Source organism: Colwellia polaris (assembly GCF_002104515.1).
In the GTDB taxonomy this organism is placed as follows: domain Bacteria; phylum Pseudomonadota; class Gammaproteobacteria; order Enterobacterales; family Alteromonadaceae; genus Cognaticolwellia; species Cognaticolwellia polaris.
The window spans coordinates 94165-119163 of the sequence record NZ_NBOE01000011.1; the positions used below are offsets into that span (position 1 = coordinate 94165).

At 38.0% G+C, this 24999-nt stretch carries 17 protein-coding genes; 8 read left to right on the plus strand and 9 right to left on the minus strand.

Annotated features, from left to right (window positions below):
* Nucleotides 1-326 precede the first annotated feature (326 nt).
* The 3 genes from B6A32_RS15405 (at nucleotide 327) to B6A32_RS19580 (ending at nucleotide 6099) form a co-directional block, all read left to right on the plus strand.
* A complete protein-coding gene (locus B6A32_RS15405; protein ID WP_233131441.1) occupies nucleotides 327-2420 on the plus strand; it encodes a TonB-dependent receptor in 2094 nt (697 codons plus the stop codon).
* A 231-nt stretch (nucleotides 2421-2651) separates the two neighbouring features.
* Nucleotides 2652-3797: an HDOD domain-containing protein gene (locus B6A32_RS15410; protein WP_085305666.1), complete on the plus strand. Its 1146-nt coding sequence runs from the start codon at nucleotides 2652-2654 to the stop codon at nucleotides 3795-3797.
* 319 nt (nucleotides 3798-4116) lie between these two features.
* Nucleotides 4117-6099, plus strand: a complete 1983-nt coding sequence (locus tag B6A32_RS19580; protein WP_085305668.1) for a methyl-accepting chemotaxis protein — start codon at nucleotides 4117-4119, stop codon at nucleotides 6097-6099.
* Between the two features lie 68 nt (nucleotides 6100-6167).
* On the opposite strand, the gene B6A32_RS15420 is transcribed toward B6A32_RS19580, so the two are convergent.
* From B6A32_RS15420 to B6A32_RS15460, 9 genes are all read right to left on the minus strand, one after another.
* A complete protein-coding gene (locus B6A32_RS15420; RefSeq protein WP_085305670.1) occupies nucleotides 6168-6827 on the minus strand; it encodes a response regulator transcription factor in 660 nt (219 codons plus the stop codon).
* A gap of 206 nt (nucleotides 6828-7033) precedes the next feature.
* Nucleotides 7034-8194 carry a porin gene (locus B6A32_RS15425; protein ID WP_085305672.1) on the minus strand — a complete coding sequence of 387 codons (1161 nt, stop codon included), beginning with the start codon at nucleotides 8192-8194 and terminating at the stop codon, nucleotides 7034-7036.
* 261 nt (nucleotides 8195-8455) lie between these two features.
* Nucleotides 8456-9778, minus strand: a complete 1323-nt coding sequence (locus B6A32_RS15430; RefSeq protein WP_085305674.1) for a DUF3422 family protein — start codon at nucleotides 9776-9778, stop codon at nucleotides 8456-8458.
* A 221-nt stretch (nucleotides 9779-9999) separates the two neighbouring features.
* Nucleotides 10000-12339 (minus strand): TonB-dependent receptor, encoded by a 2340-nt coding sequence (locus B6A32_RS15435; protein ID WP_085305676.1) that lies wholly within the window; start codon nucleotides 12337-12339, stop codon nucleotides 10000-10002.
* 236 nt (nucleotides 12340-12575) lie between these two features.
* Nucleotides 12576-12887 carry an EthD family reductase gene (locus tag B6A32_RS15440; protein WP_085305678.1) on the minus strand — a complete coding sequence of 104 codons (312 nt, stop codon included), beginning with the start codon at nucleotides 12885-12887 and terminating at the stop codon, nucleotides 12576-12578.
* Between the two features lie 655 nt (nucleotides 12888-13542).
* Entirely contained in the window at nucleotides 13543-14325 is a 783-nt protein-coding gene (locus B6A32_RS15445) for an ABC transporter permease (RefSeq protein ID WP_085305680.1), read from the minus strand.
* Entirely contained in the window at nucleotides 14325-15053 is a 729-nt protein-coding gene (locus B6A32_RS15450) for an ABC transporter ATP-binding protein (protein WP_198946934.1), read from the minus strand. The genes B6A32_RS15445 and B6A32_RS15450 overlap by 1 nt, the downstream gene beginning before the upstream one ends.
* Nucleotides 15050-16030, minus strand: a complete 981-nt coding sequence (locus tag B6A32_RS15455; protein WP_085305684.1) for a YVTN family beta-propeller repeat protein — start codon at nucleotides 16028-16030, stop codon at nucleotides 15050-15052. Before B6A32_RS15455 ends, B6A32_RS15450 begins: the two co-directional genes overlap by 4 nt.
* A gap of 15 nt (nucleotides 16031-16045) precedes the next feature.
* Nucleotides 16046-17293: an ABC transporter substrate-binding protein gene (locus tag B6A32_RS15460; protein WP_233131442.1), complete on the minus strand. Its 1248-nt coding sequence runs from the start codon at nucleotides 17291-17293 to the stop codon at nucleotides 16046-16048.
* Between the two features lie 293 nt (nucleotides 17294-17586).
* On the opposite strand from B6A32_RS15460, the gene pedF reads away from it, so the two are divergent.
* The 5 genes from pedF to B6A32_RS15485 all read left to right on the plus strand — a co-directional run bounded on the left by pedF (nucleotide 17587) and on the right by B6A32_RS15485 (nucleotide 24988).
* Nucleotides 17587-18027 carry a cytochrome c-550 PedF gene (gene pedF / locus B6A32_RS15465; RefSeq protein ID WP_085305686.1) on the plus strand — a complete coding sequence of 147 codons (441 nt, stop codon included), beginning with the start codon at nucleotides 17587-17589 and terminating at the stop codon, nucleotides 18025-18027.
* Nucleotides 18014-18916, plus strand: coding sequence for a substrate-binding periplasmic protein (locus B6A32_RS15470; protein WP_085305688.1), 903 nt, complete (start codon nucleotides 18014-18016; stop codon nucleotides 18914-18916). The genes pedF and B6A32_RS15470 overlap by 14 nt, the downstream gene beginning before the upstream one ends.
* A 257-nt stretch (nucleotides 18917-19173) precedes the next feature.
* Nucleotides 19174-20892, plus strand: a complete 1719-nt coding sequence (locus B6A32_RS15475) for a PQQ-dependent methanol/ethanol family dehydrogenase (RefSeq protein WP_408607678.1) — start codon at nucleotides 19174-19176, stop codon at nucleotides 20890-20892.
* Between the two features lie 334 nt (nucleotides 20893-21226).
* Nucleotides 21227-22747: an acetaldehyde dehydrogenase ExaC gene (exaC, locus tag B6A32_RS15480; RefSeq protein WP_085305702.1), complete on the plus strand. Its 1521-nt coding sequence runs from the start codon at nucleotides 21227-21229 to the stop codon at nucleotides 22745-22747.
* Nucleotides 22748-22849: 102 nt separating this feature from the next.
* Complete coding sequence (locus B6A32_RS15485; protein WP_085305704.1) at nucleotides 22850-24988, plus strand: 4Fe-4S binding protein; 2139 nt, start codon at nucleotides 22850-22852, stop codon at nucleotides 24986-24988.
* Nucleotides 24989-24999 lie beyond the last annotated feature (11 nt).

Consider the following 24999-nt stretch of genomic DNA (forward strand, 5'->3'; position numbering starts at 1 on the left):
TATTATAAATATTAAAATATAAAAAAAGCGTGCTAAAAAACATCAGGGTAAACTAACTCACACTAAAGATTAATTTCAGTTAGTTTAACCTGTTACAACATGTAATAATTGTTGTATTCAGCAAAGAAAGTGAACTTACAAGGTAGGCGAAGCCATACATTATATTTTGATTTTGTATAACAACACTTGAAATATATACGTAATTTTTTACTTGAAAATAAATAACTCCAAAAAATTGTACTGAAAGCCAAATACTAGGTCCGAACCTTCTCATTTATCGGACCAATAATAAAAAGATATTACGCCTTAGGCGTTAGGATGTTACTTTGAAAATAAATGCCATTACTTTCTCCCTTCTACTTACCAGTATGCCAACACTTGCACAAATCCCAGTAACATCAGTCGATGTAAACACGCCAAGGGTTGAAAATAATAAAGCGCTACAGCCAATAGAACAAATTACCGTAACCGCAACTCGCAGTAAAAACAGCTTGAATACGCTTGATAGCAACCTGTCAGTGGTAACAGCTGACGATATAGCTTTTATCAATCAGCAACATATAAACCAAGCTATTGTACGCGTACCTGGCGGCTGGATAAGCAGAGGCAACGGGCAAGAACATTTAACGGCTATTCGCTCACCTGTATTAACCGGTGCAGGCGGTTGTGGCGCGTTTTACATCGCACAAGATGGCATTTCTTTACGAGCGCCAGGGTTTTGTAATGCCAACCAATTATTTGACGCTAACACTGAACAAGCGGCTCGTATTGAAGTATTACGAGGTCCTTCAAGCACGCTTTATGGCTCAAATGCCGTACATGGAGTTATCAATGTTATTACCCCAAACCCATTTGAACAATCAAACGCTTATGTCGGCGCAACTTTAGGGCCAAACGACTACCTTAGTGGTCAATTTTCAGCAGGAAAAACAGGCCAACAACATGCTTTTATGGTTTATGGTAATTTAAGTCATGATGGCGGTTATAAAGACGACAGCGGTTTTGAACAACAAAAATTAAATGTTATCCATCAATTTCAAGATGCTCAATTCAATATTAAAAGTGTGTTCAGCGTGACTAATTTAAACCAAGAAACCGCTGGGTTTATTAATGGTGAAAACGCTTATCAAAACAAAAGTGTTAAACGCAACAATCCGAATCCTGAAGCATTTAGAGATAATAAAAGTGTTAAAGCCTACAGTGAAATTTCTTATAACATCGACGATACAAGTAACGTCAGTATTACCCCTTACCTGCGCTATACCGATATGGCGTTTCTTCAACACTTTTTACCGTGGAAATCACTAGAAGAGAACAGCCAAAAAGGGCTAGGCATTAAATCGCAATATGAAAAAGAATACCAAAGCTTAACTTGGTTAATTGGGCTTGACGTTGACCTAACGCAAGGCGAATTAATTGAATCACAAGCCGATGACTTTTCACCCACAATACCGCAAGGCGAGCATTATAATTACGATGTTAATGCACAAGTTTACTCACCATTTGCTAAAGTAAATTGGACGGTTTCAGACCAACTATTTTTAAGTGCAGGTTTACGCTACGAGCACACGAAATACGATTACGATAATAAACTCAGTAACGGTAGTGCATGCGAGGCTGGTATAAGTAATTGCCGATTTACCCGCCCTAGTGATCAAAATACAAAATTTGACGAAGTGTCATATCAATTTGGCGGTCACTATTTTCTGAGTGAACAACATACAACTTATGCCCAATACTCAACCGGCTACCGTGCTCCACAAGCAACCGAGCTATTTCGCCTGCAAGCTGGGCAAAGTGTTACAGACCTAAAACCTGAACAAGTTGACTCTATAGAACTAGGCGTTCGCGGCCAAACACAGCGTTTTTTCTACGATGTTAGTGCATTTACTATGAATAAAAAGCACTTTATCTTTCAAGATACCAACCGACAAATCATCAGCAATGGTGAAACTAGCCATAACGGTATTGAATTCGCCTTAGGTTATCAATTACCAAAAGGCTTTTATCTTAAAGCCAACGGTACCTTAGCTAATCATAGCTACGAAAGCTCATTAACGCTGAGTCGCGAAAACATCAATGGCAATGAAATTGATACCGCACCACAACACATGGGTAGTGTACAATTGGGCTGGCAAGGTGCACAAGAAAGCAAAGTTGAACTTGAATGGGCGCACTTAGGAAACTACTACCTTAACCCCGAAAACACAGCACAATATAAGGGGCATAACCTATTAAACTTACGTGCTAGCACTAAAATTAATAATCGTTTAACGATAAGCGCACGCGTTTTAAATATAGCTAATGAAGATTACGCAGAACGCGCCGACTTTGGCTTTGGCAGTTATCGATATTTTGTTGGCGAGCCACGTTCAGTTTTCGTTTCATTAACTTACGAGTTTAACCATAAAAGCGGCTAAGCAAAAATAAACCACAATTTATTCTACAACGAATAAATTGTGGTACCCCTTACCTCAAATTATTTTTAATAATTCATCTTTAATCAACAAAAAACTCAATACAAGATAGAAAACAAATATTATAATAAATATTCAAACCAATAAATTAATTGCCATTTTACTGCTAGCTTAGTAAATGTTGCTCAATTTATTTTACCTCTTATTTATTGCATACAGTGATCTTACACATTTATGTTTAAAAAACTTATTAGTAAAATATTTAAAAAGAAAGCCGCTAACAGCACTAATTTATATTATTTTGAAGATCTTAAAAAAAGCGAAGCCCCAAAAGAAAAGGTATCGCCTGACATTCAGCACAACATTCAGCACAACATTCAGCAAAGCAATAGCGCTGATAACCATACCAATAATCAACCGTTAAGGTACTTCTCGTTTGAAGAAGAATACCACCAAGCTTTTTATGATTATTTGTTTGGCATGCCTAACAGCTTCACATCATCACATAACGACGAATTATCTGAATTTATTTCTGATAAGGTTGAAAGCTTATTACAAAATCCAAAGTTGATCCTCGACGCCCTGCCGATACTTCCCATGTCGTTAACAAAAATAATTGAGCAATTAAATAATGACGACTTTGACGCTGACGAACTTATTTCATTAATTCAGCAAGAACCCGCCATCGCGGCAAAAGTATTAGAGCTTGCCAATTCAACTTACTATAATCGCAATGGCAAAGAAGTTATTGATCTTAAGTCAGCGTTTATGGTGTTAGGTGCACAAGGTCTTTCAGAAGGTGTTATCAACGGTTTTGTGAATAAACTTGTACCACAATCAAGTATTTACTTTCGTCAGTACGGGCAAAAAATTTGGCAACATAGCTTGTCTACAGGCGTTAACGCTAAAACACTAGTATCGAAGTCGAATATTAAAAACGATGCTGCCCAAGCCTACTTTATTGGACTAATTTCTAATTTAGGCGACGTTATTATTTACCAACTTATGATTGATGCGTTTGACGTGGTGCACCCTGACTGCCAACCTAACTCAACATTATTTAAAAGTGTTATGGCAAAAAATTCAAAAAAACTCACTTATTTTATCGCTAAGCATTGGAACTTCCCATCTTCTATCCTGGAAGTTCTAGCGTTACAAACCAAAGTAAAGCGTGCAGCATTATTACCCGCATTACATCAAAAGCTCCCTATTGCTTGCTACGTTTACGAAGCAAAACTGATCAGTGAATTACAGCTAAGAATGACAAAAGAAACGCTTGCAGACGACTACATAGACGAAATTAAAACATCGTTACTCTTTACTGATGAAGCAACTGATTATTTGAATTTAGTGATAAGTAAAAATAAAATAGAATCGTAAAACAGCAACAAACTAAGTTTTATTTAACCATAAAACCTAGCAGTGCTATTTATTTTTTTGCAACCTTAAGCTTTTTACGGCTGTGCTATCTCACTGTAACATCAACTATAATTTAAAAATTAATGGCTAGATTTAATATTTTTTCTATACTGAAAATACGCTTAGATTTAGGGATGTAGACACTTTATACAAAAATAAACATCAAAGGGACAAGCTCAAATTTATTCACTTAATTTGCTCCCTATTTTGTCCTTTATATTTTGTATAACTAACGTCGACTAACTGTTAAGTCTGAATACTCTTACTCAAAGGATAAGTTGTGACATTTTCTGATATCTCTTTCAAAAATAAAATATTTATTATACTAGCGCTACCCCTTTTTGGCTTTATCTGGCTAAGTGCATTAACCATAAAACATAATTACTCGATTAATAATGAAATGGAAACACTTGCTCAGTTAACTCAGCTTTCTATTACCTACAGCGAATTAGTACACGAGCTACAGAAAGAACGAGGAGCTACCGCTGGTTTTTTAAGCTCTGCAGGAAAAAAGTTCAATAATACACTGAGTAAACAACGAAAAATAAGTGACGAAAAGAATGCAGGTCGTACGTCGTTTTTAGAACAAAACAGTTTTGAAGATAAATCAATCGTTGAGTTGAATAATACTATAACGTTAGAGCTGAACAAGCTTGACTCAATACGCACTAGAGTAACTAATTTAAATATTGATAGTGCATCGGCAATCGGCTTTTATACTAACCTCAATAGTAAACTACTTTCTGTATCAGCTATCATTGCAGAGCTCAGTACTGACGCCCATTTAACTGAGCAAACTTTTGCCTACTATAATTTCTTACAAGGTAAAGAGCGCGCCGGAATTGAGCGAGCAGTAATGAGCAGTACTTTCATCCTCGATGAATTTAAAGCTGGTGTTTTTGTTAAATTTATAACTTTAGTAACAGAGCAAAATACCTATATCGACAATTTTTTAGCGACTACAAGCACCGAAAATGCACAATATTATCAAGAGCAAACAGCTAACCCTGCCGTAGAAGAAATTATCAGAATGCGCAATATAGCCAAAAGCGTTAATGCTAATTTTTCAATTGACGCCCTTTATTGGTTTGAACAGGCAACAAAAAGAATTGGACTGCTTAAAAAGGTTGAAGATCACGTTGCCAACAACTTGCTTTTATTAGCTAAAACCAACTATAACAAAGCAAATACAACCTTACTTATAAATATATTTACCAGCGTGTTTGTGCTGGTTTTAGTGACAATAGTAACCACAATATCAATTAAAGATTTAACCTCAAGAGTCAATGAACTGACTTCTGTTTTAAGCAAAGTAAGAGATAAAAATGATCTTTCTGTTCGAACTAAACTTCAAGGTAAAAGTGAATTCGGCCAAATTTCTCTTGCTTTAAACCTTACCCTTGAACAATTTACAAATACCATTAATGAAATTTCAAACACTAGCCATACCTTATCTGCCGCAGCAGAAGAGACCTCAGTAACCTGTGAGTATAACGCCAGCACACTAGAAGATCAGCAAGTAGGAATAGGCGCTATTGCGACCGCAGTTGAGCAACTATCAGCCACGGTAAAAGAAGTTGCTTCTAGTACTCAAGCAACAGCAAATTCAGCTCAAGAAGCCGACATACAAGCAAAGAATGGTCTTGACGTGGTAAAAGCATCGTATAACTCAATTGAAGCTTTATCTCATGAAATTGAAAGCTTAGCCGAAAAAATTAATAACTTGCACACCAGTAGCGGTAACATAACCAAAGTTGTTGATGTAATTAAATCTGTTGCAGAGCAAACAAATTTATTAGCACTTAATGCTGCTATTGAAGCTGCCCGGGCGGGCGAGCAAGGCCGTGGTTTTGCGGTTGTAGCAGATGAAGTAAGAACCTTAGCGCAGAGAACTCAACAGTCTACCTTAGAAATTGAATCTTTCATCGGTTCTTTACAAACAGATGCAATAGCGGCCCATCAAGTAATTGAACAAAGCCAACAAAAAGCCATAATAGCGGTAGATAGCTCAAAGAATGTCGAGCATAGCCTACAAGATCTAACCAATTCCATAAGTACTATCTTCTCTATGACAGAGCAAGTTGCCACCGTAATTGAAGAACAATCAACAGTGACTCAAAACGTTGCAAAAAACATTATAGATATAGAACAAAAATCGACAGCAACCGCAACGGGTGCTGCCCAAATAGCAGCAACAGCAAAAGAACAAGCTTGCCTAGCCACCACAATGCAAAATCTTGCGAACCGCTTTCGGGTTGGGTAAAACACTAATGATGCACTAATACACCGAATAGATAAGTGGGGGACGCTAAAATAGCCCCCTGCTTTCAACTAACGTTTTAAGTACTGATTAAAGTCAACATCGCTACACCCTAACACGACTTTAACGCGATTAGACGCACCTAACTTCTTCAAAATTGAAGAAACATGTGACTTAACTGTAGTCTCAGAAATATGTAAATTAAAACCAATTTGTTTGTTTGCTTCGCCTTTAGTTAAATGTTTTAACACAATTAATTCACGACGAGTAAGTAATGAGATGTTTTCTGGGGCAACTTGAAATTCTTTTTTTGTACTAGTGTCGTTAACTTGCGAGCGCATAATATCTGAAGGCAAATAGACATTACCTTGAAATACACTGTCTATTGCTTCCCCAATAATATCTTTAGAAGAAGATTTGGAAATAAAGCCCACTGCGCCATAAGAAATAGTTTGTAATATTTTCTGCTTTTCTTGCTCTGCTGATACGATTACAACAGGCGCTGTAGGGCATTCGTTACGAATATCTAGCAAACCATTAAGGCTCGACATGCCAGGCATATTCAAGTCTAAAAGTATTAAATCTATATCATCGTTTTCTTTCACAAATGCTAATGTTGACTCAACATCTTCCGTTTCATAGGTCGTTGAACCAGGAAACTTTATGCCTATAATATTAACGATTGCATCTCTAAAAAGCGGATGATCATCTGCAACCAAAATTTTATACATAAAAGCACTACCGTAAAATGAATAAGCGGCCTAACCATAACAGGTTACCGTTAATAATTTAACCCTCCTAAAGTTGTAGAAAACTCATCTTTTGGTGTGCCTACCGTTGAAAAACGCAATAATTGTTCTTTGTCTAGCTCCAGTATTGCGTTTTCCAAGTATTTATATATTTTATTGAAATGTACTTAAAGTATTATGAATCACTATTAAAATGTAATCACAGAACCAATAGCAAAGGTATTATTATCTTCACCTACCATCGAGTCAGTAACATCTGCTTCAGTGTTATTATATTCAAATACAAGTGTTAGACCTGGGCGCAATGTTCTAAAATAAGCAACACCTGTATTGGTATGCGTTGCATCTAAAGTGCTGCCGGTATTTTTCACTTCAGTTTCACCGTAAGTAACTACAAAACGGTTATCTTCCATGGTGTAAGATGCCTGTACTAAGTAACCGTCAGATTCAATAGCATCGTCACCAACAATACTGTCTAAACCAGCAACATGACCTAAGCCTTCTGAACTATAGCCTGATGCCGTTATTGATAAACCTCCAAACTTAACATTAGCGCCGTAACCAATACCTGACTGATCTTGTTCAACACCATTCGCTTCACTTGACTGAGTAACACCACTCACCCAAGCTTTTATTGTTGTATCATCAATACTTGTTGTGTACATCAACTCAGCTTCAAACCGTGGTAAGTCTTCAGATGAATCAGCGCCGGTTTTATTGGGGTCCATTATGCCAACCGCTAAATTGAAACCATTCATTTCTGGCGAACGATAAGTAATTTGTGCTTTTGGAAAAGGGTAAGTATAACCAGTACTAATATTACCGAATGAAACATTACCGCCATCAACCAAACCAAAAAAGTCTGACGTTTGACCATAACCCAATAATAATTCATCGCCTAAAATATTAGCTCTATTGAAAAGACCAAAATCTTTACCGAGTAAAACTTCCCCCCAATCACCACTGACTGTGCCGTAAAACTGTCTAACGTCAATTAACGAACCTGTACCTAAATCATCGGGGGTTGCGTCTCTGCTTTGATCTGTGTCGTTAACAGAAACCCAAAATGAAGATCGCATACCTATTTTTAAATCTGACAATTGATTAGTGAAGTTGAAGCCAATATTGTTCGGTAAAAAGCCCATACGAACACGAGATTGATCTCTGTCGCTGGCATTGCCGCTAGCGTCGGTAGTTTCAATTGAGCTGTTTACATAGAATATATTTACTAAGCCATCGGCACTAAAAGTCATACCGTCATTTTCGTAAATTTCAACAGCGGCATTACTGTTAAATGCGGCCATAGCTAATGTTGCAGAGATCACGCTTACTTTAAATAGTTTAGTCATTTTATGCTTCCGGTTTTTATTATAAATGTGTATTTATAATAAAAAATTCAGCCGTAAATAAAATGAGCCAACTTAACCAAATAAACTGCCCTTTAGTCGTACGATAAAGGTGTAATGCTTTAGGATGATATAAGGAGGATAAAATGAATATAATGTCTTTAGCACACTGTTCTACCGCTCACTTAAAATCTTGACGATATCACATAAAAGTTGAAGGTATACCTGTGAAATTGATTAAACGACATTATTTTATTTAACTTTTTAATCTTTCCCTTTATTAATGTAACGAATAGCAATCCGAACCAACAACCAAGTAGAAATCAAAATAATAGGCACTGCAAATCCTTTGACCATTACCTTATTAACCGAGAAACCTGAAGACTTTATCGCATTCAAAACATAATCGAGTAAGCCCATTAAATAATAAGCCATAGCAGCGACAGAAACTCCCTCGACCATTTGCTGCAAACGTAATTGCACTACACCACGCTGATTAATCGCTGACAGCAGTTGTTGATTTTGTTGTTCTATAGCTAGGTCAACTCGGGTTCTTAATAAACTACTTGCACGAGCAATACGTCGGGTTAGATCTTCTAAGCGCACAGACAATGCCTGACACGTTCGAATACCTGGGCTAAGCCTGCGAGTAACAAATTCATTAATTCGTTCAGTTCCTGCAATATCACTTTCTTTTAATTGCTTTAGCCGAGAACACACTAATTCATAATACGCATTGGTCGCACTAAAACGGTAACTAATATCAGCAATAAGTTGTTCGGTTTTACCCGCTAACTCTGAAAGTTTGTCGAGCATTTCGCCGTCATTAACTTTTTGGCTATCAGCCATTTGCTGATTAATAGCGACTAAATCGTTTTCCATTTTTGCCACTTTAGGCGATAACGATCGGGCAATAGGTAAACTCAGCAACGCCATCATTTGATAGGTTTCAATTTCTAACATGCGCTGTATTAAACGCCCAGCTTGATAACTATTAAGTAACTTACTTTGAATGAGAATTCGGCTAAAGCCATCACTGTGTAATTTAAATGAGGTATAAACATTGGCGCGATCATCTGCAACATTACTGCCAAGCACTTGGTGACCTTCAAAGGCATGATAGAGGGCTTGTTCAGATAGATCTTCTTCGTGAATCACTAAATTCACTGCACTTGCTAGCTCACCGACAATATTATCAAACCATTCTTGCGGTAAGAACTCAGTGGCATAACCATCAAAAAGTGATTTACCTAGCCCTTTGCGAATAAAACTATAACTTGAAAACTCCAAATGGCGCTCCCAACGAAGTTCAAAACCACCAAAATCTTGATAATAACAACTTGCCTCACGTATGGGAGGATTGACGTTGTAACGCTGACATAAGGTATATATTTGCTGATATTCTAAATCACGTTCTTGCTCAGTTATGCGTACAGCTAGATGTGTAATTGAAGTGGGCACATAAACCTGAGGAGATGGTCTATTGTGAAGCTCTTGCGATATTTGCTGTCGCAATGGAGAAACAACAATATTAGCTCGCTCATAATTCACCGCGTTAGCGTTTGTTGTTGATAAATTAGAGTGCACTGAGTTTCTCCAGAAATGTAAAAAATTCGCTCAAACAGCAAATCAAAATATCGTTGCTGCATAACCATTAGCTTCGCATAAATCATCAAACAGTACGGTCAAATTAGCACCGTACTGTTGAGATTACTCATTCATAACTAAAGCTGAAATTCATGCCTAATGTTAATGGTTAAAATTAATAACTAAAATTGATAGTTAAAATTGATAGTTAAAATTGATAGTTAAAATTGATAGTTAATGCTAATACTTGCTGATCGCGGTCTAGATGGACCAACAAAGTATTCATCAAATTCCGTGTCAGGATAAATTTCCTCTAACACTTCATCTGCCTCACCGTAAGTGCCAAAAGTTTCAAACTTACGATCAAAAAGGTTATCAACTTTCGCTGACAAGCGCAGTTGTTGGGTTATCTGATAATTAACATAAATATTAGTCACTGCGTATGATGGAATTTTTTTATTCTCATTCGCTTCATCGCCACGATAATATGATGAAGATGCATACAACATCTCAGTACCTATATTTAGTGCATCATTAAGTTGCCAATTAGCATGAAACTTTACTTGATGCTGTGGTTGGCCAGGAATATTGTCACCCACTTCAACTTGTCTGTTTGCGCCTAAAGGATTTACGGGGCTAAAAGAGACAAAAGGCGATTCAAAAGTGGCTTTTAAATAGTTATAACTTGCGCCTAAATCAATCGAGTTTACTTGGGTAGAGGCAGCCAATTCAACACCTTGTCGTTGCGTTTTATCAAGGTTGATAAAATAACCTTGGTTTGATTTATTACCCGCTTGTTGAAATATTATGTCTTCATAACTCATGGTTGAAAACACCGTTGCTAAAGCAGAAAAGTTATCGTTTTCAAACTGTAAAGCTGCTTCAACTGTTTTCGCCACCACTTGCTCAAGTGGCGGATCGGCAACAAACGCATTCGGCAATTTACAGGGATCTTCTTCATCTGCACAACTTAGCTCAGCTGGGCTAGGAGCACGTGATGATTCGCTATAACTTAGCTTAAAGGTATATTCAGGCGTTAAGCGGTAGTTAACTGAAACTGCGGGGTTAAAACGGTTAAAATAGTGTTCGCCATTCAGTGAACCTGGCCCGGTTTCAATCTGGTCTTGCATACTTATGTGAGTACGATTATATCGACCAGCAAGGTTAACGATTAAATCGTCTCCAATGACTAAAGTATTTAAGAAGTAAAAATAATGCTGTTTATTACTCACCTCTAACTGAACACGAGACTCCATATCGAATAAGCCAATGCCCGTTACTGAACGATCATCAGTAATAGTATCGTTATGCAGCACAGCGAATTCGGTATCACTTCTAAAGCTGATATCTGCTTTATCAATGCCAAGCCCAAAAATAAATTCGTTATCTAATGCTGCATGCACATCGGTTGCATCAAAATGACTGGCTCGTACCCATTGCAAAGCCACACCGTAACTTTCGTTATCAGTAAAGCCAGTATTATAAGTACCATCAACGTCATCAGCATCAATATCGCTTAGCTCACTTAACCAAGTGTCTTCATCAAAGCCAACAAACTGCACGCGCTCTAACTCATCGTTTTCATCTTCTTCACACAAACTATAAAGCGCACCAGACTCACACTCTTCATAATCGCTGTCGTCACCATTTATACTGTTAATTTTATTTTTACGATAATAAACATTACCCTGCCACGACATTTGCTCGTTAATAACACTGTCAGATTTAATACTGAATTGCTGAAATCTGGTATGAGTTTTATCAGGTTGAGTGTAAATGGCACTTCTTCCTGCTAATTCGGCTAGTACTTCAGGCACAGCGCCATTTCCCAGTAATTGGTTATTATTCGCAGAGTAAGTAAAATCAATAGAACGGTCTTCATCAACATAACTCAGTGTTGCTAAAAATTGCTTTAATTCACTTTCAGAATAGTCTCGCCAGCCATCTTCTTGGTATTGGTTAGCAATGATGTAATAGCCCCAGTTGCCATTATTGCCACCTGATTGCACGGTAAATTGTTGTTGCCCAAAACTACCAAAGCGCGCTTCAAGCTCATGCTTGGTATAACTAAAGCCATTTTTAGTCGTTAGTGCTAGCGCCCCACCTAAAGTATTTTGCCCAAAAGCAGGATTTGAACCAGAGAATAACGCCACCTTATCAAGCGCAGCAAGCGGAATTAAATCCCAGTTTACCGTGTCGCCAAAGGGTTCATTGAATCGCACCCCATTAAGATAAACAGAAATCCCCTGAGGTAAGCCTAATAATGGCGAAGCAGTGAAGCCACGGTATTGGACATCAGGCTGAAAAGGATTGTTTTGTATGTCATTAATATGCAAGCTTGTTAGCTTGTTTTTCATGTGTTCAGCTAACGAAATAGCTTGAGATTGTGCTAACGACTGTTCGTTAATTGTTTGTACACTGCCAAAGGTGCTTTCTTCAGCTAAGTCATTGGTGGAAAGCGGTGTTTGTCCATATATACTAATATTTTCAACACCGTTCATTTCGTTCCCTAAAGCAGGGAGTGCAGTACAAATAAATAAAAAAGTTAACGTCCGTTTCATAGCAACTCTCAAAGTAAAATGAAGAGCTGTCAATGTAACCTGATGACTAAATTAATCAATCCCCCGCTTAGAAAAGCAGAATCTAATAAATACAAATAAAACATATATAATCAGTAACTTAAAACTATTTCATTCAGGTTTTATCCTGCTAAAGTATGACTAATTTACTTCCCTGTGTTTATACTCATATCACGAATAAATACGTCAACTTATGCTTTCTATTCAACTTCATACCACTAAATTCTAATTTCACTTATCTGAATGGTCGGCTCTACATTGGTAAAATTAGCAAGATCAGCCATGATCACTTCAGCATTAGGACCAAATGCTGCTTGAAAATCCTCTACCGAATTAAAAGTCATATGACCCATAGCAATAAATGCGGGTGTGTCACCAGGTGCACCACCAGCCAGTCCAGAATCTACAGCACCAACCTTTAAAGCATCGCCCAACAACTCTACTACCATAGGAATATGAGTATTACAGTAATAATCAATATCAAACTTTGCACTCGCCGAATTTGGATACATTACACTAACTTTTATCATTATTTTGATCCTTAATGTTTAGTTTCAATTCAATATGAATTAAGTTTAAAATCAGTTATTCAATCACTTTTTTAATCACTTTTTAAATATTATCGACACAATAACAGGCTAAAAAGTTGCGTGTTAATTCGTCCTTTAGCCATTAAGTCGTATTTTATTTCGTTTGATTAGAATATGTTTTTTAATTACCGTATAAACCTTCTAACCCTTACGACATTAACAGAGTATGTGCATGAACTATTGAACAACATGCCTCGTTAGTATGATTTATAAGATACTTTTGAACCTGTTTGAATACAAAAGCCCTATCATGAATAATTGCATCAGCTTCATCACACACTTGCATTAGCTATTAGCACTGCCAATTATTGGCATTCGTAACAATCACTAAATAACACTCAATTTTTATCCCCCAACAAACTGTTCGATTACCCATCAAATATATAAAGTAGGGTCAGATACACATTAATTGATTTTGGTGGCTTTGATAATTTAAAGAAAGAATGTTGAGCATAGAGCTTGGCCACGGTACTTGTTTTAGAGAATATCAAGCAATTAAAGTTTAATGTGTATCTGACCCTACTTTATTTTAGCGGCTATTTATTTAACCGAAAAACGCTACGCACCTGCTTAAAATAATAATATGAGTTAACTCTTACTTACGCCCAAGCTTTGGCTTAAAACTCATCAGTGCAAAAAATGATGCGATACTTGTAGCAATTAACACCGTTAACAATGCGGAAAAATTTAATTGCCCATAAAGTGCGAATCGTAACAACTCAACACACGCAGTGAATGGGTTAAACTCGCAAATCCAATATAACCAAATGCTCGCTTCTTTCATCTTCCACAGTGGATACAATGCACTGGACAGAAAAAACATCGGGAAAATAACAAAGTTCATCACGCCAGCAAAGTTCTCTAATTGTTTTATCAAATTAGATAACATTAACCCGAGTGCGCCTAGAAAAAATGCAATTAAGAAAATAGCGGGTATTGCACTTAAATAACCTAAAAGTGGAATATCTACATCGACTAACTGGGCAAAAAGCAAAAAAATAACGACTTGTAAAAGTGATAACAAAGCACTGGCAATTAATTTGCAGCACAATAAATAAGGCCGAGGTAATGGGCTCATTAATAGCACTTTCATACTGCCCATTTCGCGGTCATAAACCATTGAAAGCGAACTTTGCATGCCGTTAAATAAAATGATCATGCAGCAAAGACCAGGAGTGATATATTGCTGATAAGTAATATAGGTGCCATAAGGTTCCATTATCGACACCCCTAAAGCCGCCCTAAACCCTGCTGCAAATACTACTAACCATAATAGAGGCCTAACCAGTGCGCTAAGTAAACGGGAACGTTGTTGAAAAAAACGTAAAACTTCACGTTTAACAATGCCATTAAAACAATACAGATATTGGCTGCCCATTAGATAAGCTCCGAACTAGTGGTTAGTCGACGATACAGTTGATATATGTCGTCAACGTTATTTTCCTTACATAGTTCACTACTTACGCCCTGTGCGGTAATTTTTCCTTCGTTAATTAATATAAGTTGATCATTCTCTGCTATTTCGTCAATTAAATGAGTTGCCCATAACACGCAAATATTTAAATCTTTGCAGAGTTTACCCACATATTCGGTGATCATTTTTCTACTATCAATATCTAAACCTACGGTAGCTTCATCAAGCAGTAATACTTTGGGTTGATGAATTAATGCACGGGCAATTTCAACTCGACGTCTATGCCCGCCATTTAGCGAACGCACTTTGTCATTAAGCCGTTGCGTTAATTGCAATTGCGCTAATATATCGCTGATATTATTCAGTGCTTGCGATGCTGAAATACCATGCAGCGCGGCATAATAAACTAAATTTTGTTTTACAGATAAATCTAAATCAAGTGTACTTTGCTGAAAAACCACGCCCATTGAACGCATGATTTTAGGACGATTTTCTTTAAGGTCAAAACCATTAATATTAACGCTACCTGAAGTTGCTTGAGAAAGGCCTGTTAACATTAAAAACAAGGTGCTTTTTCCTGCGCCATTTGGCCCAAGCAACACGTTAAAACCACGGTTAATATTCAAGCTTAAATTATCAATTGCCGTTTTTTTACCGTAATGAAAACTCAGCTGATTAGTCACTATGCTCATGGCACGTTTCGTATTACTACGCCCCACGGGTAACGCCCTACTTTAATAGATTTAGTCACCTTCATTGCTTTAACATCAATCACCGAAACATCACCACTGATGCCATTAGTAGTTAACAATTGGCTTTGATCATCGTTAAACGCCAATTGCCAAACACGGCGACCAACTAACAAATATTTATCAACTTCCATGGTTTTACGGTCAATAACCGCTACATGATTTGCCGGGCCAAGCGCCACAAAAGCAAAGCGACCATCGCTTGATAACTCTACCCCCACCGGTTGAACTCGATCACGGTGTATACCCCGAATAGCAAAGGTAAACTCTTTAACAATCTCTTGTGTGTTTACATCAAGCACCACCACTGCCCCACCAATCTCAGAGCTAACCCATAAAAACTTTCCGTCGTCAGTAAATTTAGCCGAGCGAGGTCTAGCACCCACTAACGTGTTGGCAAAGTTGGTATTATTTTCAGTGTGTATCCAATGCACCATATTGGTGGTTTCTGAGGTAACCACAACAATTTTTCCATCAGGACTCACCGCTAACCCCTCAGGCTCAACACCAACATCAATTTGAGCAATAACCGTTGCGGTTTCTATATCAATCACGGTAAGCAGTGCATCGTCTTCATTGGAGGTATAAATTATTTTACCATTTGGGTGTAATGCGATGGTTTCAGGGTCTTCACCTGAAGGTAACTCACCAACAATTTGCTCGGTATTAAGATCTAAAATTTGAATTCGGTCTGACTCGCTGGCACAAATGTAGGCCAAGGAATGTTGCTTATTAAAAATAATACCGCGCGGTCGCTCGCCAACTGGTATGGTTTTAATGACTTTATTTTGGCTTAAATCAATTACTGAAATATTATCGTCTTTCTCATTCGTAACATAAGCAAATTCAGTGGCATAACTCGTATTGATATGCAAAGCAGCGGCGAAGAAAAATAAGCTAGCAAGGGTTAAATTTTTCATAAGTAATGGTGAGCCTTATTTACAGTGAGATTCTTGAGCATCAAAGCCAAGCGTATCAAGTTCAGTGACGGGATGTAACATACCCGGCTGAGGTGATTGCGACACCAAAGCATGAGGATGCACCAAAGAAAGTGGCATTCTTAATTGTCGGTTCCAAGACCTAAAGCTTAACTTACGGCCTTTGTATGCCGCGAGTTCAAACTTATCTGAGCTAATATATTCTTTAAGCTTTTCACTATCTTTAGAGTGCAGTTTATGTACTGATTGGGCAATACTACGGACAGCTAAATATGCCGAAAAGTCGGTTTCATTCATTGCACGACTAGCTAAATCCGTAAAGCGATTTTGTAACTGCGTTGCGCCCCACTGTTCAATTGCACCATGCCAAGCTAACGCTTCTAAGCCAGCTGAGCCAATAACAGGTCGCGGTAAATAGGTATTGAAAGGGATAAACTCAGCAAATTCTTTGCTTTTATCTGCAACATAAACGGCATCATAATCTTGCACTGTTTGGGTAAATAATGGAATTTCTTGCTGAGTGCTGCGCCTAAGGTCGGTATTAAAATCCCATTGTTTTTTGTCAATAATTTTTATGCCAAATCGTTTTGCTGAGCGTATAAAGGAATGCGCCAATTGAATATCTTCTGCTTTATTGCCTTGTACTAATAACACCTTATTCATACGACGATGTAATAGCCACTGAGCAAGCGCGTCAGACTTCATCGCGTTACTAACACTGGTATGAAACACCTTAGCTAAACACTGAGTAGAGCGTAATTCATCTGACGACTCGCTCACATTAAAAAGTAGCAGTGATTTGTTTTTCGCCCACTTATCAACTTTAACTAACTCAGTTAGGGGGGCGTCAAGAATAAAAATTTGTTGCCCTTGTAGATATTTCGCATCTAAATAACGTAAAAAATCATCGCTTTTCGCCGTACTAAAATTGCTTAATGTAAAATGCTGCTTTAAAAACTTACCAGTAGTATTCGAATCATTTATCGCAAGTTCAGCCCCCATATAGCCACTATCTTCTGGTATTTTGAAAATATTCAGCACATTGCTAGCTTGTTGTTGATCAAACTTAACATAGCTAATTTGTAACGTAATGGGCTGGGGTTGCGCTAGAGTTGTTAAGCAAATTAGCGACAAACCAATAGCAAAAAATTGCTTCTTAGCACTTATATTTACTATCGCAGACAGTGACTGGGTAAATATGAACACGGTAAAAATAACAATTAAAAACATGGTGAACTCAAACATTAGCAAAGTCCCAAGACTATAAAGTCGAATAGAGCTCGAATCGAGCTATCAACCTTAAGCATATAGAATAATTGCTTAAATTTAAAATCATCAACACCTACCAACAACCACCGCAAACCATTGATAATTAAAACTATAAACAAAAAACACACGCTATAAACACGATAAACTCATACTAAAGGAGGAGGCCTAACGCGCTAAAGTATAATTCTTGAACATAGCTCACATCCTTATGATGAGGCTATCAAAATTAAACTCCACGAATAACTTACGTAGAAAATGAGGTACTCACAATGATAAAACTTAATAAAGGCCGCTGCTATTTAATTGCATTGATAGCAATTTGCTCATTCGGTATTGCGGCTCATGGCCCAGTTACACCGCAATCAATTGATACCTCAACATTACCAACGTTAGGTGAAGAGTGGAGTGATACTAACCCGTATCGCGAATCTGAAGGTGATACCCGCAAAGAGATTTTACGTGTTGGCGCTTCAGCGTATAACCAAAATTGTGCGCGCTGCCATGGCTTAGAAGGAATTTCAGGTGGTATTGCTCCCGATTTACGGGAGCTTGCCAGCGATTATGACGGTGATGAATGGTATGTGTATCGAGTGCAAAATGGTGCAGTTCGTAATGGCGCAGTTTATATGCCGAAAATGACAGAGCATTTAAACCAAGAAGCACTTTGGTCTATTCGTACATGGTTAGAGTCTGTCAGTGAAAAAAAGTAACTTTAACGCGTTAATTTTTTGGCTAAGTTGTTGTAGCATTTTTTGCTCAACAGCTTTTGCTCGATCCTATGATGACATTATTGAAAGTAATGAAATTGTAGTAGCGGTATATCGAGACTATATCCCATTTTCGTATCAGGAAAATGGCGAAGCTAAAGGTATTGACGTTGTTATAGCTAAACATATTGCCAAAAAATTAGGGGTAAAGCTTCGTTTTAGGTGGGTAACTGCCGATGAAAACGTCGAAGGCGATTTACGCAATAACCTCTGGAAAGGCCACTTTCTAAAACGCACAGTCGCCGACTTAATGCTACGCGTGCCATACGACAAAGCATATTCTCTTCTGCGTGATGATATTGGCGAGCTGGTGCATGAACAAGTACACATGTTCGCGCCCTACCATACTGAATCTTGGAAAATAGCCTTCAATAATCAGAAAATTGAAGATGTTAGCACCATGGCAGTATTTCAATATCACGACATTGGTGTAGAAGTAGATTCTATTCCTCAGTTTTACTTAATGTCAGTTTTTAATGGGCGAATGAGTAAAAGAGCCAAACAATTTAACACTGTGGAATCGGCTTTTACTGCTATGCATGAGCAAAAAATTGATGCGGTAATGGGGTTAAGAAGCCAAATAAGTTATTACCAGCACCAACTCTCCTCGCCAAATTATCAATTAGCGTCAAATGCCTTTCCTAATATTGGTAAACAACAATGGGATATTGGCATGGCGGTTAAAAGTGACTATCGCCAACTAGGTTATGCGGTTGCCGATATTGTAGAAGCTATGATTGCATCGGGAGAAATTAAAAAAATATTCGAAGATCATTACGCAATATATCAACTGCCTGCATTGTACTCAGTTGCTATGGAGCAACCTCAATAGCAACGGTTTACTCATCCCCTTATTCATACTAAATGATGAAAAAAATTCGACCGCTGAGTGATAGCCGTTAAAAACACCAAAATATAACATGGCTGTAGACTGTAAAAATGTATGGATTCAAACAAGAAAACACGCCGGATCTAACCAAGGCTACAGGAAGATAAAAAGACAAAATATCGTTACGTATATTTATAACCCAAGAGGAAATAACAATGATAACAGCAGGTAAAAATAAAATATTGTCATTATCTATTGCTATGTCTTTAACGTTTACAGGCCTAGCAAACGCAGGTGTAACCGATAAAGACATTGCCAATGATCAAATGACAACTAATGACGTAGTAACCTACGGACTTGGCCTAAAAGGTCAGCGTTACAGTCCACTTGATAAAATAAATACCGAAACAGTTAAGCAAATGCATCCGGTTTGGTCTTTTTCATTAGGCGGCGAAAAACAACGTGGTCAAGAATCTCAACCTATGGTGAAAGACGGCGTTATGTATATCACTGGTTCATACTCACGTGTGTATGCAATTGATGTAAATACGGGTGACGAACTTTGGCAATACGATGCAAGACTACCCGATGGCATTATGCCATGTTGTGATGTTATTAACCGTGGCGTGGCATTATTCGATGATCTAGTTATTTTTGGTACGCTTGATGCGAAACTTGTCGCATTGCATAAAGACACAGGTAAAGTCGTTTGGAAAAAGAAAGTAGAAGACTACAAAGCCGGTTATTCAATTACCGCCGCGCCTATTATAGTTAAAGGTAAGGTCATTACAGGTGTTGCCGGTGGTGAATTTGGTGTTGTAGGTAAAGTAAGAGCTTACGATGCTAAAAATGGTAAATTAGTTTGGGAACGTCCAACTGTTGAAGGCCACATGGGCTACATTTGGAAAAACGGCAAAAAAATGGACAATGGCATTTCTGGCGGTAAGCCAGGACAAACTTGGCCAGCAGAGCTTTGGAAATCAGGTGGTGCTGCGCCTTGGTTAGGTGGTACTTATGATGCTGACGTTGATTTGCTTTTCTTTGGCACAGGTAACCCAGCACCTTGGAACTCTCATTTACGACCAGGCGATAACCTTTTCTCATCTTCACGTTTAGCTATCGACCCAGATACCGGTAAAATTGTATGGCACTTTCAAACAACGCCGCATGATGGTTGGGATTTTGATGGCGTAAACGAACTTATCTCTTTCGATTATAAAGAAAAAGGTAAAACCATAAAAGCTGCGGCTACAGCCGACAGAAACGGATTCTTTTACGTACTTAATCGTGAAAATGGTGACTTTATACGTGGTTTCCCATTTGCAGATAAAATTACTTGGGCTTCAGGACTAACTGATGAGGGTCGTCCAATCTATGTTGATAGCAACAGACCTGGTGATCCTAGTAAATCAAAAGACGGTAATAAAGGTAGTACTGTTGTTTCAGCGCCAGCCTTCTTAGGTGCCAAAAACTGGATGCCAATGGCTTACAGCCAAGATACAGAATTATTTTATGTGCCTGCAAACGAATGGCAAATGGATATTTGGAATGAGCCTACTGCCTATAAAAAAGGTGCAGCATACTTAGGTGCTGGTTTTACCATAAAAGCCATTAATGAAGACTACATTGGTGTGCTAAAAGCAATCGACCCTAAAACGGGTAAAGTTATTTGGCGCTACAATAACTACGCACCTTTATGGGGTGGTGTTTTAGTAACTGCAGGTAACTTAGTATTTACCGGTACACCAGAAGGCTATTTATTAGGCCTTGACGCTAAAACAGGTGAAGTAAAATATAAATTTAATACAGGCTCAGGCATTGTAGGCTCACCTATTACCTGGGAAATGGATGGCGAACAATACTTGTCAGTACTTTCTGGTTGGGGTGGCGCAGTTCCTTTATGGGGCGGCGACGTTGCAGAACGTATTAAGCACTTTAACCAAGGTGGTAGTGTTTGGACCTTTAAATTACCTAAGTAATTATCGCAAGCAATTACCGCAAGCAATAATAGAAGGGCTGAATACAAAGCGACTCCCATAGTAATGTAACACCAGCCCTACTCTCCCTGCATTTAAAAAGCTTTTGATATTTTTCAAAAGCTTTTTTTTACCTTAAAAATTAGTGATAGCCCCATAAAAACCAAGCAACTCGTCCCAAAGTATGATGTTTTTAAAGCCTATGGGTAATAGTTCCATTTGCTTGCACCGCATTACTATAGATACACGAAAAAAACGTTTTAGTAATAACTAGAGCAAACATAAATAGGGCCATGGAAAGAGTATTACTCTGGCTGGTCTCGACACGAGGTGATATATGATCTATTCAAACCCAGGCAGTGAAGGTTCTGTTGTTTCTTTTAAACCTAAATATGAAAACTTTATCAATGGTCAGTGGGTAGCTCCTGTTAAGGGAAATTATTTTACCAACACTACCCCTGTTACTGGTGAAGTTATTTGTGAAATTCCTCGTTCAAGCAGCGAAGATATTGAATTAGCCCTTGATGCAGCTCATGGCGCTAAAGAAGCTTGGGGCAAAACATCAGTTCAAGACCGCTCTAGAGTGCTCCTGAAAATTGCTGACCGTATTGAAGAAAACCTTGAGAAAATTGCCGTTGCTGAAACATGGGATAACGGTAAGCCAGTGCGCGAAACGCTTGCGGCTGATATTCCATTATGTGCTGATCACTTTCGCTACTTTGCCGGCTGTATTCGTTCACAAGAAGGTTCTCTTTCGCAAATAGATAACGAGACTGTTGCTTATCATTTTCATGAGCCAATTGGTGTTGTTGGTCAAATAATTCCTTGGAATTTCCCAATATTAATGGCGGCATGGAAGCTTGCGCCTGCACTTGCTGCTGGTAACTGTGTAATTTTAAAACCTGCTGAGCAAACACCGGTCAGTATTTTAGTCTTAATGGACATTATTGCTGACTTACTTCCGCCAGGCGTTTTAAACATAGTCAATGGTTTTGGTAAAGAAGCCGGTGAAGCACTAGCTACAAGCACACGCATTGGTAAAATCGCCTTCACAGGCTCTACCGCAATTGGTGGACACATTCTTAAATGTGCCGCTGAAAATCTTATTCCATCAACGGTAGAACTTGGTGGTAAATCACCGAATATTTTCTTTAAAGACATAACACAATTTGAAGATGACTACTTAGAAAAGTGTGCTGAAGGTTTTGTTTTAGGCTTCTTTAACCAAGGTGAGGTTTGTACTTGTCCGTCTCGAGCCTTAATCCAAGAAGATATTTTCGACGAATTTATGGAAAAAGTCATCGAAAAAGCGAACAAAATTATTCGCGGCAACCCACTCGATACTGAAACTATGGTGGGTGCTCAAGCATCTCAAGAGCAATTTGAGAAAATCATGAGCTACCTAACTATTGGTAAAGATGAAGGTGCTGAGCTTTTAACTGGCGGCAATAAAGAAAGCTTAGGCGATTCACTTGATACGGGTTACTACATCCAACCTACTATTTTAAAAGGTAATAACAAAATGCGCATCTTCCAAGAAGAAATTTTTGGACCGGTTGTTGCAGTAACTACCTTTAAAGATGAAGCCGAAGCATTAGCCATAGCTAACGATTCAGTTTACGGTTTAGGCGCGGGTTTATGGACACGTGACGCCAACCTTGCACACCGAGTTGGACGTGGTATTGAAGCGGGTCGAGTATGGACTAACTGTTACCATTTATACCCAGCTCACGCAGCATTTGGTGGTTATAAAAAATCAGGTATCGGTCGTGAAAACCATAAAATGATGCTTGATCATTATCAGCAAACTAAAAACTTATTAGTAAGCTATAGCACGAGTCCTTTAGGTTTCTTTTAACCTAGCCCTCGATGTGTATTAGGGTGCCTTTCTTTAACGAGACTGGCACTTTTTTATTCCGCAAATACTGATCAGTTTGTAACGATTTTTAGGGGTGTTAGCATGCATTTAAAAATACTCAACTTCCTAATGACAAGAGTGATTTTCATGCTTGTTTTTATGCTTGCACCTTCTTTTTATTCTTTTTCTTTTTCTCCTGTTGAGCCTCAAAATACCACCTCTATTTCTGCCGATATTGCCGAAATATTTCCTAGTGCAACACGTTTAGGCCCTGTTGATAAAAAAATTGCCGTAACGCCGGTTTATCAGTTAGGCGATTTACTCGGTTATGTCTTTGAGTCAGACGATTTTACCAACTTCATTGGTTTTTCAGGGCAAACTGTCAATATTCTTATTGGTATTGACACTCAAGGCATAATTACCGGCTTAAAAATATTAAATCATCATGAACCAATATTCCTGCACGGCCTAGGCGAGCAACCATTATTTAATTTTATTAACCAGTATCAAAACCATTCAATTAAAGAACGCTTTATTATTAATGCCCGCGATAAATCGTCAAAAGATGCCACCTATTTCGATGGTATTACCCGCGCTACCATTTCAGTATTAGTCGTTAACGACACCATAATTGCTTCTGCACTCAAAGTGGCACGCGAAAAGTTATCTGGCTTCGTTGCGCCTTCAAATTTCGTGGTTGATCCCGACTTTTTTGAAAAATTAAGCTTTGAACAACTGCTTGAGAAAAAATATATACAGCACTGGCAATTAACACGTGACCAAGCACTCGCCTTAACCCAAAGCGAGTCAAGTACACTGACAAATACAATTGAAAAACTAAGTGAAGATAGCAACGACTTTATCGATTTATATTTCGGATTTGCTAACATCCCTATTGTGGGTAAAAACTTATTAGGTCAAACAGAATACCAACGCTTACTCGAAAGTTTAATCCCCGGTGAACATGCCTTAATGGTATTAAATCGCGGTAACTATGCTTTTGTTAGTGAAGCGTTTATTCCACAAACCGTTCCTAGTCGTTTAAGCGCAACGCAAACCGCACTGCCGGTTGATATGCGCGATGTCGACTTTTATAGCTATTTCAATCCTAGGTTTGCACTTGAAATACCCGACTATAATGAAATTAAAGTGTTCCGTATTAAGTCTCAATCTGGTTTTGAGCTAAACAAAGAGTTAACCCTGTCGTTAGCTGTTAACTATAACCAATCATTTTTATCTAAAAAACAACACAACTTTAACTTTGCGAGTACATTACCTGAAACTTTGTTTCTTGATAAAACGCCTTTAGTTCAACCTGAAAAAGCGCAACCATTATGGCTAAAGCTTTGGCTACAACGAAGTAATGAAATAATCATACTTTGCATATATCTTATCGCCTTAACACTAATTTTTATTAAGCAAGAAACGTTGGCGAAAAATGAAAAGTTAACTCACCAAGTACGCTTTATCTCCTTGATATTTGTTATCGGCTTTATCGGCTTTTATTCCCAAGGGCAGTTGTCTGTTGTCAACATTTACACCTTGTTATTGTCAATCAAACAAGGCTTTAACATTGAAGTATTTCTACTTGATCCAATAATATTTATTTTATGGATTTTTGTCTTTATTAGCCTTTTCTTGTGGGGCCGAGGTTTGTTCTGTGGTTGGTTATGCCCTTTTGGTGCGCTACAAGAAATAATGACTTTGATAGCGACTAAACTGAAAATAAAACAAATTAAAATTAAGCCTCAACACCATAAAGCGGGGCAAAAAGTAAAATATGTATTGCTGGTATTATTAGTCGCTTGTTCTTTTTACTCACTAACACTAGCAGAGCAACTGGCTGAAATAGAGCCTTTTAAAACCAGCATAACACTTAATTTTGTGCGCTATTGGCCGTTTGTTTTGTATGCTGTTTTACTGCTACTTTTGAGCTTGAAAATTCATAAATTTTATTGTCGTTATTTGTGTCCGTTAGGCGCAGGATTAGCAATTATTGGTCGATACCCCATACTTAAATGGTTAAGACGTCGTGATGAATGTGGCTCACCATGTCAGCTTTGTCGTAATAAAAAATGTGGTATAGACGCCATTAAACCCACAGGTGCAATTGACTACAGTGAATGTATTCAATGCTTAGAATGTGTTGTGGTTATTGAAAGCCCTAAGCTCTGCGTAGTTAATAAATATGCAAATAAAACAAAGCCTTCACCGATAAAGGTGTTGAACTGTAACCAGTAAACTATATGATG

Coding starts and splice junctions, on each gene's coding strand:
- B6A32_RS15410 (WP_085305666.1), top strand. CDS start 2,652: ATGTTTAAAAAACTTATTAGTAAAATATTTAAAAAGAAAGCCGCTAAC.
- B6A32_RS15420 (WP_085305670.1), bottom strand. CDS start 6,827: ATGTATAAAATTTTGGTTGCAGATGATCATCCGCTTTTTAGAGATGCA.
- B6A32_RS15425 (WP_085305672.1), bottom strand. CDS start 8,194: ATGACTAAACTATTTAAAGTAAGCGTGATCTCTGCAACATTAGCTATG.
- B6A32_RS15435 (WP_085305676.1), bottom strand. CDS start 12,339: ATGAAACGGACGTTAACTTTTTTATTTATTTGTACTGCACTCCCTGCT.
- B6A32_RS15440 (WP_085305678.1), bottom strand. CDS start 12,887: ATGATAAAAGTTAGTGTAATGTATCCAAATTCGGCGAGTGCAAAGTTT.
- B6A32_RS15445 (WP_085305680.1), bottom strand. CDS start 14,325: ATGGGCAGCCAATATCTGTATTGTTTTAATGGCATTGTTAAACGTGAA.
- B6A32_RS15450 (WP_198946934.1), bottom strand. CDS start 15,053: ATGAGCATAGTGACTAATCAGCTGAGTTTTCATTACGGTAAAAAAACG.
- B6A32_RS15455 (WP_085305684.1), bottom strand. CDS start 16,030: ATGAAAAATTTAACCCTTGCTAGCTTATTTTTCTTCGCCGCTGCTTTG.
- B6A32_RS15460 (WP_233131442.1), bottom strand. CDS start 17,293: ATGTTTGAGTTCACCATGTTTTTAATTGTTATTTTTACCGTGTTCATA.
- pedF (WP_085305686.1), top strand. CDS start 17,587: ATGATAAAACTTAATAAAGGCCGCTGCTATTTAATTGCATTGATAGCA.
- B6A32_RS15475 (WP_408607678.1), top strand. CDS start 19,174: ATGTCTTTAACGTTTACAGGCCTAGCAAACGCAGGTGTAACCGATAAA.
- exaC (WP_085305702.1), top strand. CDS start 21,227: ATGATCTATTCAAACCCAGGCAGTGAAGGTTCTGTTGTTTCTTTTAAA.
- B6A32_RS15485 (WP_085305704.1), top strand. CDS start 22,850: ATGCATTTAAAAATACTCAACTTCCTAATGACAAGAGTGATTTTCATG.